This window comes from Streptomyces sp. NPDC007929 (genome assembly GCF_042959065.1).
In the GTDB taxonomy this organism is placed as follows: domain Bacteria; phylum Actinomycetota; class Actinomycetes; order Streptomycetales; family Streptomycetaceae; genus Streptomyces.
The window spans coordinates 1-12,825 of sequence record NZ_JBIBKD010000010.1; the positions used below are offsets into that span (position 1 = coordinate 1).

A 12,825-nucleotide genomic window follows, 5' to 3' on the forward strand; every position below is an offset into this window, starting at 1 on the left:
GCCCGATTGACCCCCGTCGAGTACGAGACCATCATGACCCCACCCGCAGCTCTGGCTGCATAAACCCCGCTGTCACCAGATCATGCAGCAGTCCCAACCGACGCCTCCGGCGCGCAACTGTCCCTGACCAGCTTCCTGGTCGGCATCATCGCCGGGCAACTTGCCCTCGGCCCGCTCAGCGACGCGGTCGGCCGCCGACCCGTCCTCATCGGCGGGTCTGTCTTGTTCGCCGGCTTCTCCATCGTGTGCGCTCTGGCGCCCACGGTAGCTGTGCTGAACTCGGCGAGGGTGGGACAAGGCGTCGCAGGGGCCGCCGGGATCGTGGTCTCCCGAGCTGTCGTCACCGATCTTTTCGACGACCGCGAACTCCCCACGGTGTTCTCCCGCCTGGGAGCGATCGGCGCCATGGCCCCGGTACTGGCTCCGCTTGCTGGCGGCGCCCTGCTCCTCCTCGTTCCCTGGCGTTACGTCTTCGCCGTCCTCGCCCTTATGGGCGTACTCCTCGCTGCGGGCGTATGGCGCTGGATCCCAGAGTCCCACCCACCCGACGCCCGCCTCACAGGCGGCCTGGCCCCCAGCCTTCGCGCCATCGGACGGACAGTCGCGCAGCCTGCCGTCCTCGCCCCGGTGCTGGCGCTCGCCTGCGGCGGAGCCGCCGTCTTCGCCTACATCGCCGGCACCACCTTCGTCTTCCAGGACATTTACCATCTCTCCCCAGCCCTCTCCAGCCTGGTCTACGGGGTGAACGCCCTCGGCAACATGTCCGGAAGTCTTGCCTACGGGCACCTGACCAGGCACCGGTCTCCCGAAGCCCTCCTCATCATCAGCGGCGCCCTGGCTACGGCAGGAGCAGTGGCACTGCTTCTCCTCCAGACAACTACTGGCAGCATCATGCCTCTGACCTGGCTCTGTCTTCTGATCACCATCAGCGCATTCGGCCTCTTCTTCCCCGCCGTCATCACCATCGCTCAAAGTCGCGGCCGAGCCGCCCCCGGAGCCACATCCGCACTTCTCGGAGGCGGCCAGTTCCTTCTCGGTGCAGCCGCCTCACCCGCGGTCGGGCTGTTCGGCACCCAAAGCCCCGCGCCCATGGCAGCCGTGATGGCTGTCTCCCTCACCCTGGGCACCCTGGCAGCGATCGCAACGAAACGGACATACGGCCACTAACGCCAGAGTGCCGAGCGGGTACAGGGAGAGGAATAGCGCCAGTCACGAATACGTGCCTGGTACCAGCTATCCGCGGGGACGTAGACATCGACATCCATGAGGTGCCGCTGTTCGGCGAAGGCAGCACCTTGTCATGAGTCAGGACCGGACCGTGGTCGGCTCCGTGGTGGGCGACTACGACGGCCGCGGTGAGCGCTGACGCAGGTCCAGGTAGCAGCGCAGCCATACGCCGAGCTGACCGGCGTCCGGCCCCGTCTCCTCCGGGTGTGGCTGTCGCCCGCCGTTCGTCGAGCAGGTTATCTCCACCGGGCCCACGTCAGTCAGCATCGTCTTGGAGCATGTGCCGTTGGGCGAGTTGCCGCCGTTCTTGCCGACCGCATCGTGCTTGTCATAGCGGGGGGGGCGGTGATCTCGCCCTCCAGGGCGGACTTCAGTAGTCGCTTGGTCAGTTGCTGCTACAGCTCGCCCTCGTCGGACACGACCTCCAACCGGACCGCTACGGGACATTGACTGTGCCGGTGGGACGTAGCAACGAGTGACGGTGAGGTCCGCAAACACTTGAGGGGGCCCGGCCACGGACACCGCCCGTGGTTCCGGCAAGAACGGGCGGCCCGCACGATCGTGCGGGCCGCCCACTCCGAGGGGATCAGTGTGCCGAGATGAACTCGTGCACGACGCGGTTGAACTCCTCGGCGTGTTCCATCTGCGCCCAGTGGCCGCAGTTGTTGATGAGGTACAGCCGGGAAGACGGAATCATCACCATCAACCGCAACGCGTTCTCGAAGTGGACGGCGCGGTCGTTCCGCCCTTGCATGATCAGCGTGGGCACGGTGAGCTCGGCCAGCAGCGGCGGCAGGTCCTGGAACAGCTGCGGCGGGCCATTGAGATCCCCGCTGGGCAGCGAGAGCCTCATGTTCTCCAGGTGGTCCGGCCGGGCGAGTGCGGCCTCGGACCGCTGGCGGGCGAGGTCGGCGTCCTCGGCGAGCGCCGGGTCGTACGCGAACGCTGCGACCATCGCCTGGAAGTTCGCCGGCGACGGGTCGAAATACGCGCGCACCAAGGGGAGGATTCCGTCCGTCTTGTCATTGGGCGGGCCGAGCACGTTGACCCCCGGGGCGGGGGCGCCCATCGGGATCAGGTGGCTGACCCGCTCGGGATGATGCGCCGTGAACCGGAGCGCCGTCCTTCCGCCCAGCGAATTGCCGACGACGGCGACCTGGTCCAGTTCGAGCGCGTCCAGTGCCAGTTCCAGCGCCTCCACGTGGTCGCGGTCGCCCGGCACGGCGGTGTCGCTCTTGCCCCAGCCGGGCATGTCGATGGCGATCACACGGTAGTGGCGTGCCAAGGAGGCGATGTTGCTCGAGTAGTTGCTCCAGCCGCTGGCGCCGGCTCCCCCGCCGTGCAGCAGGATCAGCGGGTGACCGTCACCGGCCTCGTTGTAGTGCAGCTTCCACTTGCTGGTCTGCACGTACTTGCTGGTCGCCGATTCGGTCAGGGCCTCGGTTGTGGGCATGGCTTTCCTCTTGTCTTGGGTGGCGGTTCAGGCGTCGGCCGCGATGTACTTGTGGCCCCAAGAGCTGATCGCGTCGTAGTGGGCGACCTGCCACGTGTCGTCGTCGACCACCACGCCGCCGCTGCCGTACTCGATCTGGAAACCGGACGGCGTGGTCACGTAGAACGAGGTCATGTGGTCGTTCGTGTGCTCGCCCAGCGTGATGATGACGCGGTCGGGGTCGCCGTTGATCTGGCTCATGATGCGGCCGACGGTGGAGAAGTCGGAGACTTCGAGCATGAGGTGATCGAGGCCCGGGATGGGGCCGACGCCCTCGCCGACGCCGATGGAGTGATGGCGGGGGTTGCAGTGCAGGAAGTAGGCGTTCTCGTCCGATCCGAACTGAGCCATCGATATCGTGTCGGTCAGCCTGAATCCCAGCTCACGCTGGTAGAAATCGGCCAGCTCGCGCGCGCCACCCGGATTGGTCAGGAGGGCGTGCCCGACTCCCAGATCACCGGTGACGAAACGGACCCCCAGCGGGGACGCGAACGGAGTGTCGGCGAGCGGCAGGCCGTGGACGGCCTCGATCGTCTGGCCTGCGGGGTCGGAGAAGACCCGCAGTCCCTCGACGCCCCGGCGGGCTCGCAGTTCCTCCTCCTCGCGGACGGTGATGCCCCGGGCGGCGAGGTGGGTTTCCAGCGCGGTGAGCGTGGCCGCGTCCGGGACGGTAAGGCCCAGTGCCATCAGGGACCGGGGGCCCGCGGGCTCGCCGTCCTCGACGAGGATGCGGTACGCGTACTCGTCGAGTCGCAGGCGCAGTTCGCCCGCGGCGGACGGCGAGGGTTCCGCGCCGATGGTCTGGGTGGCGAAGCGGGCCCACTCGTCGAGTGGGCCGCGGACCACGACATAGCCCAGCGATGTGAAGAAGCTCATGTGCTTTCTCCTCAGGTTGTCCGGGATGATCAGTGAGCTGCGGTGGCGAAGGTCTTTCCGGCGGCCCGGCCGGCCTGGGGGCGGGAATCCCGAGCGTGCGGGCGACGGTGTCGAGCGGCGCGCCGATCGGGACGCCGACTCAGCTGATGACGTTGACGCTAAGGCGGGAGACCGCGCCGACGAAGCGAGTGTTCCGGGAACCGGCACATCGTTCCGCCGGCGCTGCGCGTGTTCCGGAACCGGCACAACCGTTCCACCGCGAGCCGGGCCCCGGCCTACTCTCTCCCCGCCACCTCAACGGCCACGGAGAGGGCCCTGCCACGCACCGGACCGGCTGGATCGACGTCCGCGCCTTCGCCTTCGACACCGCGCACACGGTCCTCCTTGTCCCCGTTGACGCATAGCAAAACGGCACTTGACCTGCGCTTTCGCGGGTCAAGTGCCGTTGTGCGTCTCATCGACTCCCATCGATGCGGATCGATGTCAACCGCGACCTTATTTGGAGCACTGCTCAGTCGCGGTCCAGCCACCGGACTTCTGCACGTAGCCTGCCCACGGGTCTGGGTGCCCCCCGGCATCGGTGCACTTCTTGTCGGCGGCCTTCTTGGCCGCGGCCGGCGTAGATCCGGTCCCCTGGACCGTCCAGTACCTGGTTGCCGCGTTGGCGGGGAGTGCGGTCGCAGAGCTGAGCGCGACGACCCCCGCCGCTATGACACCCAGCGTGACCATCCTGGAGCGTATGCGTGACATATATATCGGATTCCTTTCGAAGTGGCTCGTCTGCAGTCGTGCGACGAGCACTTGGTTGCCCCCGTCACGTCAGGACGCCGGGCAGTGCCCTGACGATCGACGACACCGTTCGCCGCAGGGGTGGCAGGAACACATCGGCCGACCCGTGTTCGGTGGGGAACCCGATCGACACAGCCGCCACCGCCTGGCCGCCGAAGACGATCGGCATGGCCACACACGACCGTCCGGGCGCCGCCTCCTCGACGTCGGTGGCGACCCCACGCTGGCGGACCCGTCGCAGCTCACGACGGAGCAGTTCCGGATCCCGCACCGAGTGCGCGGTGAGCGCGCGCAGAGGGCCCGTGGTGGCCGCCTCGACCAGGCCCGGGTCCGTGTGGGCCAGCAGTGCCTTGCCCACACTCGTGCAGTGAGCGGGCAGAGCCATCCCGACCTCCGTGGCGAACAACCGCGCCCGCGGGGTGTACAGCTTCTCCACGTAGACGACCTCCGGGCCGCGCAGGACGCACAGATGGATGGTGTGCCCGACGGCCCGGTGCAGATCCAGCAGATACGGAAGCGCGACGTTGCGGACCGCGCCTTCGGGCGACGCCGCGCCGAGGGCCATCATCCGGAACGCGGTCCGGTAGCCGGTGCCCTCATGTTCGACCGCCCCCACCTGGACGAGCATCCCGAGGACGCGGTAGGCGGTCGACTTCGGCAGACCGGCGCGGCGCGCCACCTCACTCAGCGTCAACACGCGGCCGTAACGGAACACTTCCAGCAGATCGAACGCCTTCTGCATGACCGACGACGGAACGGCCGCCTCCCGCACTGCGGCTCCATTGCCCATGTGCAGTCCCTTCAGAACGCCTTGAGAACATTCGTTCCAGGGGCTGTCCCGTAGATCAGTGCGGTGGCGAGCGGCCGTCCGCGCGGATGCATCGCAAGGCGGCGGAGAAACGCTCGCCAGATGATCCTCGTGCGACGACGCCGACGCGGCCAGTCCCCCGCCAGCGGGAGGTGCCGCGCCGGGGACGCAGCCCACGATGATCTACGAGACAGGTCCTGAGCCGGTCAGACCCTGCTCAGCTTGGCGATGCGCAGCCCGTGCTCGGCGGCATCCTCGTGCCCCGTCTTCATCGACTCCTCGGCCAGCCCTCGCAGGTGCGCCATCTCCGGGTTCCAGAATGCGTGGGTCAGCTCCGCCTCGGCGATCTGCAGGTCGAGCCCGAAGACGTCGGCCAGGATCCTGCGCAGGTAGGGCGTGGCGTAGTCCCAGCCCTCCTTCGGGGAACCGGGCCCGTAGCCGCCGCCCCGGCTCAACGTCAGCAGCGCCGGCTTGCCCTTGAGCGGCTGGTCACCGTGTATCCCCACCTGGTCGTGCTTCAGGATCAGGTCGATCCAGGTCTTGACCTGTTCCGGGACGTTCCAGTTGTACATCGGCACCGCGAACAGGAACGCGTCGGCGGCGAGGAGTTCGGCGCCGAGGCGGTCGAGGAGCTCGTGCGCCTCGGCCGGGGCCGGTGCGGCCGGGTTGACGACTTCGTAGGCGAGCGTGGTCCACGCGTCCCCGGGCAGCGGGTGAAACCCGAGGTCGCGCCGGGTCACGACGCCGCCGGAGTGCTCGGCGAGCCACGCCTTCTCGGCGGCGTCCGCGAGGGCGCGGCTCACCGATCCTTCGGTACGGATGCTCGCGTCGAGACGGAACAGGTTCATGGTGTCGGTACCTCCAGCATAGTTCGGCTGTGATGCAGATAGTATGCACAACAGAACATCTGCTTTCAAGAAAAGTGGGCTGGCTAACAGCCCGGCATGAGGCGGGTGTGGTGCTGGTGGCTCGCGACGGACTCCAGTGGGCCCTCGACTGGGGGCCGGGCGCGTCACCACAGGCGTCCGGCGGTCCCGCGCCACCAAGGATTCGGGGCCGGAGCACCCCCAAGGGCGCGCTATGCCGACAAGATATTCTGCCGACCAGACTATCTGCAGTCATGCCGTAAGGTGCTACGGTGATGTGATGTCCTCTGAACCCCGCGACCGAGCGAGCGAAAGCGCCAAGTGTCTTGCCTTGGACAACGACCTGGTTTGGGCCATTCGCATGATCTCGGGGGCGCTTCGGCGCGCTGCAGCCGACGCCTCGGAGACGCTGCCCGGAGGGTCACGCGCCTACTTGGTGCTCATGGCATTGGCCGAGGCCGGGAACAAACCCCCCACGCAACTCGAACTGGCCGGCCAGGTTGGTCTCGACCGAACGGTGATGACCTATCTCCTCGACGACTTGGAGAGGCAGGGTCTGCTGTCGAGGCGCCCGAATCCGCAGGACCGGCGGGCTCGCCACGTGACTCTGACGGACGAAGGCCGATCGCAACTGCAGCGCATGCGAACTGATGTCGCGGCCGCTGAAGCACGGCTGCTTGTCGAGTTGAGCGAAGAACAGCGGGCCCAGTTTCGAGACCTCCTGACCCAAGTTGCGCTCACCGCCCAGCGGGGCACTGTCAAAGACTGAGGTGCGCGCTGTTCCTCTTCGACGGCGACAACGGTGTTCGCCACGCCCAGGGCGACGTGTGATGGGCGTGGATGCCCAACTCCGTGACCGGGTTGAGGACGTCACGTTAGGCGCGGAAGCGGTCGCGGATACCGTCCATGGCGAGCCGGCCGCCGGAGTCGGTGACGTAGACGCAGTGCGCGCCGTACGACTCCATAAACCGCGCCTGGCGGGCGAGTTCGGCCGATTCGGCCATGTAAGACATCATCAGGACCCGGCGACGTCCATCCCCAGCTCGCGCCCGCGAGGCGGTGCCGATGACTGCAGGCATCGCCCGACCGCCGAGGCCGCACCGGACTCGACCAGGCCGGCCTGACCGGCAATCCCCTATCGCCGACCGCGGTGCGGGTGAAGTCGAACGCCGCGGCAGTCCCGCCCGCGCGTCGTGGGCGACGAGGCGCTGGACCGCTCGGCGACGCGGTTCAGCGAGTGACGCAGCGCCTCGTCAGTCTCAGCATCCGTCGCGGTGTCGGCCATCGGGTAGTGCGTCTCGTCGCTCTACGGGACCCTCCGTTTGTCGGTCAGGCCCACAGGCCGACAAGATTCCCGTCCGGATCGGCGAAGATCGCGTAACGGCTGTGGTCACCCGGCAGGTCGGTGGGCGGCACCACCTTCTTCCCACCCAGCGCCTCAGCCCTCGCCAGATTACCGTCCAGGTCGTCGACCCTCATGTAGATCTTGACTCCAGTGTCTCCCGGGGCGATCGACGGGCCGATCCCTCCGATGATCGCCGCGCCGCCGGCGCCGGTGTCCACCAGAGCGTAGCCACCCATCGCCGGATCCGGGGTGACCTGCCAGTCGAACAGATCCGCGTAGAATTTCTGTACCCGCTCTTGATCTGTGCTGATCACTTCGAAGAACGCTACCGGCTGACCCATGCCAATCATCTTCCTCTCTACATTCGTTAAGCCGGGTGTGGCGCAGTGCACCTCCAGCGTGACGACCCGTCACTTCAACCGTCACGCGGGTGAGATGCCTGGTTGCCCAGCGGTCCGAGCCCGCAGACCAGCAGGGACAGATACAGCCGACGGTGCACCGGTTCCTCCTCGGCTCCGCGCGTCTAGGACGCGGTGTCCGCCTGCGCGGACAGATCCAGTGCGATGTCGCTGATCATGTCCTCCTGGCCGCCGACCATGCGCCGTCGGCCGGCCTCGACGAGGATGCTGCGGGTGTCCAGGCCGTGCCGGGCAGCGGCGGTCTCGGCGTGGCGCAGGAAGCTGGAGTACACGCCCGCATAGCCAAGGGTGAGCGTCTCGCGGTCCACCCGCACCTCGCGGTCCTGGAGTGGTCGTACGAGGTCGTCGGCGGCGTCCATCAGCGGGAACAGGTCGCAGCCGTGCTCCCAGCCCATCAGGTCGGCGACCGCGATGAAGGCCTCAAGCGGGCAGTTGCCCGCCCCTGCTCCCTGGCCGGCGAGGGAGGCGTCGACCCGGACCACACCGTTCTCGACGGCGACGACGGTGTTGGCCACGCCCAGGGCGAGGTTGTGGTGGGCGTGGATGCCGAGTTCCGTGGCCGGGTCGAGCACACCGCGGTAGGCGCGGACGCGGTCGCGGACGCCGTCCATGGTGAGGCGGCCGCCGGAGTCGGTGACGTACACACAGTGCGCGCCGTAGGACTCCATCAGCTTGGCCTGGCGGGCGAGTTCGGCGGGCTCTGCCATGTGGGACATCATCAGGAACCCGGCGACGTCCATCCCCAGCTCCCGTGCGGCGGCGATGTGCTGGGCGGAGATGTCGGCCTCGGTGCAGTGCGTGGCGACGCGCACCGAGCGGATGCCCAGGGAGTGCGCCTGCTTGAGGTCGTGGACCGTTCCGATGCCGGGCAGGAGAAGAGTCGTGGGGACGGCCCGGCGCACGGCGCCCACCACCGCTTCGATCCACTCCCAGTCCGTGTGGGCGCCGACGCCGTAGTTGATGCTGGAGCCGGCCAGACCGTCGCCGTGGGCGATCTCGATCGCGGCCACCCCGGCGGCGTCCAGGGCGGCGGCGATCGTAGCGGCCTGGTCGACGGTGTAGCGGTGCCGGACGGCGTGCATGCCGTCCCGCAGGGTGACGTCCTGGACGTACAGACGGGTCATGTTCAGGCCACCTCCGTGGCGATGGGGGTCTCCCCGCTCGAGCGAAGCCGAGATTGGCGGAGAGTGGCCATGCGTTCCGCGGTGCGCAGCGCGGCCGAGGTCATGATGTCGAGGTTTCCTGCGTAGGCCGGGAGGTAGTCGGCGGCGCCCTCGACCTCCAGGAAGACCGAGACCTTGAGGACCTCGCCCGCGCCGGGGGCGAGGGTGCGCAGCGGGTCGTCGGCTGCCACCTTGGCGAACTGCACCTTTTGCTTGAGCCGATAGCCGGGCACGTAGTCCTGCACGCGCGTGACCATCTCCTCGACCGATGCCGTGACGGACTCGGTGGCGCAGTCGGAGACTAGGCAGTGCACGGTGTCCCGCATGATCAGCGGGGGTTCGGCCGGGTTGAGGATGATGATGGCTTTGCCGCGCCGGGCGCCGCCGACCCGCTCGATGGCGGAGGCGGTGGTCTCGGTGAACTCGTCGATGTTGGCCCGGGTGCCGGGGCCGGCGGAGCGGGAGGAGATGGAGGCGACGATCTCGGCGTAGTGCACGGGGGTGACGGCGCCCACCGCGGCGACGACCGGGATGGTGGCCTGGCCGCCGCAGGTGACCATGTTGACGTTCGGTGCGTCGATGTGGACGTCGCCGTTGACGGGCGGCACCACGTACGGGCCGATCGCGGCCGGAGTGAGGTCGACGAGGGTGCGGCCGAGCGGGCGCAGTATGTCCTCGTGGTGCCGGTGTGCGCCCGCCGACGTGGCGTCGAAGACGATCTCGACGTCCGCGAACTCGTCCAGCCGGACGAGTCCTTCGACGCCCTCGTAGGTCGTGGCCACCTTCAGGCGGCGGGCGCGGGCCAGGCCGTCGGAGTCCGGGTCGATGCCGGCCATCGCCGCGATGTCGAGGGTCTCCGACAGCCGCAGCACCTTGATCATCAGGTCGGTGCCGATGTTGCCCGAGCCGATGACGGCGACCTTGGTTCGTGCGCTCATGCTTCGCTCTTCTCACTCGTGAACTCGACACCTACGGTGCCCAGTTGGCTGATGGACGCCTCGAACCGGTCACCGGGGACGGCGGGAGCGACCGGCCCCAGGGCTCCGGTGAGCACCAGGTCTCCGGCGCGCAGCGGGTCTCCCCGCTCGGCCAGCGCGGAGGCAAGCCAGACGGCCGCGTTGAGCGGGCTGCCGAGACAGTCGGCACCGTTGCCCTCTGAGACGGTTTCGCCGTTCCGTGTCATGGTCATCGTCACGGCGCGCAGATCGACGCCGGTGAGCGACAGCGGGGTGCCGCCGAGGACATACAGGCCGCAGGAGGCGTTGTCGGCGACCGTGTCGACGAGGGTGATGTCCCACCCCTGTACCCGGCTGTCCACGATCTCCAGAGCGGGGAGCGCGAAGTCGACCGCGCGCAGCACGTCCACCACGGTGCACTCGCGATGCGGCAGATCACGGCCGAGCACCAGCGCGACCTCGGCCTCCACCTTGGGCTGCAGCAACCGTCCGGGCGGCACCCGGCCGCCGTCGGCCACCGCCATGTCGGCGAACAGTGCCCCGAAATCAGGCTGGTCAACGCCCAGTTGGCGTTGCACGGAGACCGAAGTGAGGCCGATCTTGCGGCCCACGATCCGGCGGCCGGCAGCCTGGGCGCGCCGGACGTTCAGCTGCTGCACGGCGTACGCGGTCTGCAGATCGCCGCCTTCGTCGAACAGCGTTCGCACTGGTGGACAGGAGGCCCCGGTGCGGGCAGCTTCCGCCAGCAGGTCGGCTGCCTTGACCACCGCTGGTGGCACGGTGTCCGAGCTTGCGTTGTCGAGCGTGGTCGACACGGGTTACCTCCAGAGGGAAGCGGAAGCGGCGGTTGTACACCGGTTTAGACAGCACCGCCGTGATGGGCCAATCTTTGTTCCGGGACGCGGAACACTGTGGGCGGTGTCGGCGGCTGTCGCTGCCGCTGCGGGGCCAGGCTGCGTGGTGGCAGCGAGGCCCTTTTCCCCTGCTCCGGCGGTTGCGCCACCCCAGGCGGCTTCCGCTCGCAGTGCGACAGGAGCGACGATCTACCTCCCGGCCGCCTGCTTCGGCGTCGCAGTCGGCTACATCGCCTATCGCCACACTCGTCCGCGCCGAAAGATCGGCCGTTTCGGACCTGGTCACCGTGGTTACCGCTGTCGGCAGCCGGGCTGTCACCGGTCTATTCGATCCCCAGGAAGGGGACGCTTTCGGCTGGTACTCCATCGGACTGCTCGCACGCATGGCCGTTTTCTTCCTGCTATTCCTCGCTATGAACGGCAGGACAGCCACCGCCGTCTTCATGGGCGCTCCGGACATCGACCGCCCCCATGCAGACACCATGCGGGAGGCAGGGCCGGTAATGTGCCGGCCCGCTTCAGCCGGTCGCCATGCTTCCCCTGGCGGTACCCATGATCACGGCTGCGGTGCTGGTCCCCTGGCTGCTCGGACGGTGGGACGCCCGGCAGGGCACGAGGGCCGGGCGGCGAGGCGGCTTGTGCCCCCCGCTACTGGCCGGGGAGGCCAGCGGCCGGGGGGCGGTGTGGCGGGAGGCCTGCATCTGGCCGACAGGCTCTCAGCTTGTCGTTTATGGTCTGGCGTCGAACGTGTTTCACAGTGAGTCGGGTTTCCCCAGATCAGGACACGCGGGAACGGCCTTCCATTGATGCTGTGCTCCGTCACAGATATACCGCTCAGCAGGAAGGCGGTGGGGTGAGTCTGCTGTGTGTGGATGTTCCGCAGGATGCGCTGGGGCAACTGTCATGCTTCCGGGCGGACCTCTACGGCTGCTTGACCAGGCGCGCGGACGCCCTGTTCGATCTGACGGACTCCCTGCTGTGCACCGACGGGGCCGTGAAGACACTGGTCGGACTCGCCCTCCCTCGCACCCGAACACCGGCGTGAGCACGGCGCGGTACGGCGCTCTCAACCAGGGCCGTATCGAGGTCGCCCGGCTGCGGCGAGTGCTGGCCTCGGTACCATTGCCGCGGGCGACCAACGGTCGGCTGGCCCTGGCTGTGGATGTCTCGCCGTGGCTGCGGCACCGACGCCGCCACCAGCGATGCCCGCTCGTTCTGCCCTACCTACAGCCGAGGCGAGAACAAGCGCCTGATGATCCCGGGATGGCCCTGCTCGTGGGTCGTCGCCCTGGAGACGGGCCGCTCCTCGTGGACCGCGCCCCTGGACGCCCTGTGGCTGCGACCGGGCGACGATCTCGCCGCCGTGACCGCCGACCAAGTCCGAGACTTGGTCGGACGCCTGATCACAGCAGGCCAGTGGCACGAGGGCGCCCCCCCCCTGATGTGGATTGTGATCGACGCCGGCTACGACGTGATGCGCCTGTCCTACCTCCTGCGACTCCCCGCCGAACTCCTCGGGCGTCTCCGCTCGGACCGGGTCATGCGCCGCCCGGCATCCTCCCGCGAGGAGTACTACCGGGCCCATCCCCGCGGCGGCCACCCGCCCCGGCACGGCAGCGAGTTCATCTTCAAGGACGTCCGAACCTGGGGTGCCCCCGACGCGGAGACGAAGACCGTCACCACCCGCTACGGCACCGCCCACGCCCAGGGCTAGGACCGGCTCCACCCCGAACTGCAACAACGCTTCGCCTGGCGCGACCACCCCGGCAAGCTCCCCATCATTGAGGGCACCGCTATGGCCGCCCTGCGAGAATGCGCCGAGCTACTCCAGACCGGTGCCAAACGCGTCGTCCTCGGGACCGGAGAGGCGGAATTCCTGGACAACTACCGGATGTGCACGGCCAGGACGTCTTCACACCGCGGTATGACGGAACGGACCGGTGGCTCAAGCGCACCAGCATCCTCCGCGACCTCCGCAGGGCGTACGTCCACATGGCGTCTCGCTCACGCGTGCTTGCCTGACATGTCTG

11 protein-coding genes and 2 pseudogenes are annotated in these 12,825 nt (G+C 68.3%); 3 read left to right on the forward strand and 10 right to left on the reverse strand.

Features of this window, described 5'->3' with window-relative positions:
* Positions 1-69 precede the first annotated feature (69 nt).
* Complete coding sequence (locus ACFZDE_RS30055; protein WP_391205680.1) at positions 70-1,167, forward strand: Bcr/CflA family efflux MFS transporter; 1,098 nt, start codon at positions 70-72, stop codon at positions 1,165-1,167.
* A gap of 297 nt (positions 1,168-1,464) precedes the next feature.
* Here the strand turns inward: ACFZDE_RS30055 and ACFZDE_RS30060 are convergent.
* The 5 genes and pseudogenes from ACFZDE_RS30060 to ACFZDE_RS30080 all read right to left on the reverse strand — a co-directional run.
* A pseudogene (locus ACFZDE_RS30060) lies at positions 1,465-1,622 on the reverse strand (IS256 family transposase); the annotation flags it as partial.
* Positions 1,623-1,813: 191 nt separating this feature from the next.
* The gene (locus tag ACFZDE_RS30065) at positions 1,814-2,680 is read right to left on the reverse strand and encodes an alpha/beta fold hydrolase (RefSeq protein ID WP_391205064.1); all 867 of its coding nucleotides are present in this window, start codon (positions 2,678-2,680) and stop codon (positions 1,814-1,816) included.
* A 27-nt stretch (positions 2,681-2,707) separates the two neighbouring features.
* On the reverse strand, positions 2,708-3,595 hold the full coding sequence (locus tag ACFZDE_RS30070) for a VOC family protein (protein WP_391205067.1): 888 nt from the start codon (positions 3,593-3,595) through the stop codon (positions 2,708-2,710).
* A gap of 814 nt (positions 3,596-4,409) precedes the next feature.
* Positions 4,410-5,174 carry an IclR family transcriptional regulator C-terminal domain-containing protein gene (locus tag ACFZDE_RS30075; RefSeq protein WP_391205070.1) on the reverse strand — a complete coding sequence of 255 codons (765 nt, stop codon included), beginning with the start codon at positions 5,172-5,174 and terminating at the stop codon, positions 4,410-4,412.
* Between the two features lie 224 nt (positions 5,175-5,398).
* Entirely contained in the window at positions 5,399-6,040 is a 642-nt protein-coding gene (locus tag ACFZDE_RS30080; protein ID WP_391205073.1) for an NAD(P)H-dependent oxidoreductase, read from the reverse strand.
* Between the two features lie 298 nt (positions 6,041-6,338).
* Here ACFZDE_RS30080 and ACFZDE_RS30085 point away from each other — a divergent pair, with 298 nt between their 5' ends.
* Entirely contained in the window at positions 6,339-6,827 is a 489-nt protein-coding gene (locus tag ACFZDE_RS30085; RefSeq protein WP_391205077.1) for a MarR family transcriptional regulator, read from the forward strand.
* 17 nt (positions 6,828-6,844) lie between these two features.
* Here the strand turns inward: ACFZDE_RS30085 and ACFZDE_RS30090 are convergent.
* The 5 genes and pseudogenes from ACFZDE_RS30090 to ACFZDE_RS30110 form a co-directional block, all read right to left on the reverse strand.
* A pseudogene (locus ACFZDE_RS30090) lies at positions 6,845-7,106 on the reverse strand (4-hydroxy-2-oxovalerate aldolase); the annotation flags it as partial.
* 281 nt (positions 7,107-7,387) lie between these two features.
* Positions 7,388-7,744, reverse strand: a complete 357-nt coding sequence (locus ACFZDE_RS30095) for a VOC family protein (RefSeq protein WP_391205079.1) — start codon at positions 7,742-7,744, stop codon at positions 7,388-7,390.
* A 182-nt stretch (positions 7,745-7,926) separates the two neighbouring features.
* Positions 7,927-8,946, reverse strand: coding sequence for a 4-hydroxy-2-oxovalerate aldolase (gene dmpG, locus ACFZDE_RS30100; protein WP_391205082.1), 1,020 nt, complete (start codon positions 8,944-8,946; stop codon positions 7,927-7,929).
* 2 nt (positions 8,947-8,948) lie between these two features.
* Positions 8,949-9,923 carry an acetaldehyde dehydrogenase (acetylating) gene (locus ACFZDE_RS30105; protein WP_391205085.1) on the reverse strand — a complete coding sequence of 325 codons (975 nt, stop codon included), beginning with the start codon at positions 9,921-9,923 and terminating at the stop codon, positions 8,949-8,951.
* On the reverse strand, positions 9,920-10,756 hold the full coding sequence (locus ACFZDE_RS30110; RefSeq protein ID WP_391205088.1) for a fumarylacetoacetate hydrolase family protein: 837 nt from the start codon (positions 10,754-10,756) through the stop codon (positions 9,920-9,922). Before ACFZDE_RS30110 ends, ACFZDE_RS30105 begins: the two co-directional genes overlap by 4 nt.
* Before the next feature lie 1,201 nt (positions 10,757-11,957).
* Here ACFZDE_RS30110 and ACFZDE_RS30115 point away from each other — a divergent pair.
* Positions 11,958-12,509, forward strand: a complete 552-nt coding sequence (locus tag ACFZDE_RS30115) for a transposase (RefSeq protein ID WP_391205091.1) — start codon at positions 11,958-11,960, stop codon at positions 12,507-12,509.
* Positions 12,510-12,825 lie beyond the last annotated feature (316 nt).

Excerpts from the sequence above, each read along its gene's own strand:
- ACFZDE_RS30065 (WP_391205064.1), bottom strand. The coding sequence starts at position 2,680 with ATGCCCACAACCGAGGCCCTGACCGAATCGGCGACCAGCAAGTACGTG.
- ACFZDE_RS30070 (WP_391205067.1), bottom strand. The coding sequence starts at position 3,595 with ATGAGCTTCTTCACATCGCTGGGCTATGTCGTGGTCCGCGGCCCACTC.
- ACFZDE_RS30075 (WP_391205070.1), bottom strand. The coding sequence starts at position 5,174 with ATGGGCAATGGAGCCGCAGTGCGGGAGGCGGCCGTTCCGTCGTCGGTC.
- ACFZDE_RS30080 (WP_391205073.1), bottom strand. The coding sequence starts at position 6,040 with ATGAACCTGTTCCGTCTCGACGCGAGCATCCGTACCGAAGGATCGGTG.
- ACFZDE_RS30085 (WP_391205077.1), top strand. The coding sequence starts at position 6,339 with ATGTCCTCTGAACCCCGCGACCGAGCGAGCGAAAGCGCCAAGTGTCTT.
- ACFZDE_RS30095 (WP_391205079.1), bottom strand. The coding sequence starts at position 7,744 with ATGGGTCAGCCGGTAGCGTTCTTCGAAGTGATCAGCACAGATCAAGAG.
- dmpG (WP_391205082.1), bottom strand. The coding sequence starts at position 8,946 with ATGACCCGTCTGTACGTCCAGGACGTCACCCTGCGGGACGGCATGCAC.
- ACFZDE_RS30105 (WP_391205085.1), bottom strand. The coding sequence starts at position 9,923 with ATGAGCGCACGAACCAAGGTCGCCGTCATCGGCTCGGGCAACATCGGC.
- ACFZDE_RS30115 (WP_391205091.1), top strand. The coding sequence starts at position 11,958 with ATGTCTCGCCGTGGCTGCGGCACCGACGCCGCCACCAGCGATGCCCGC.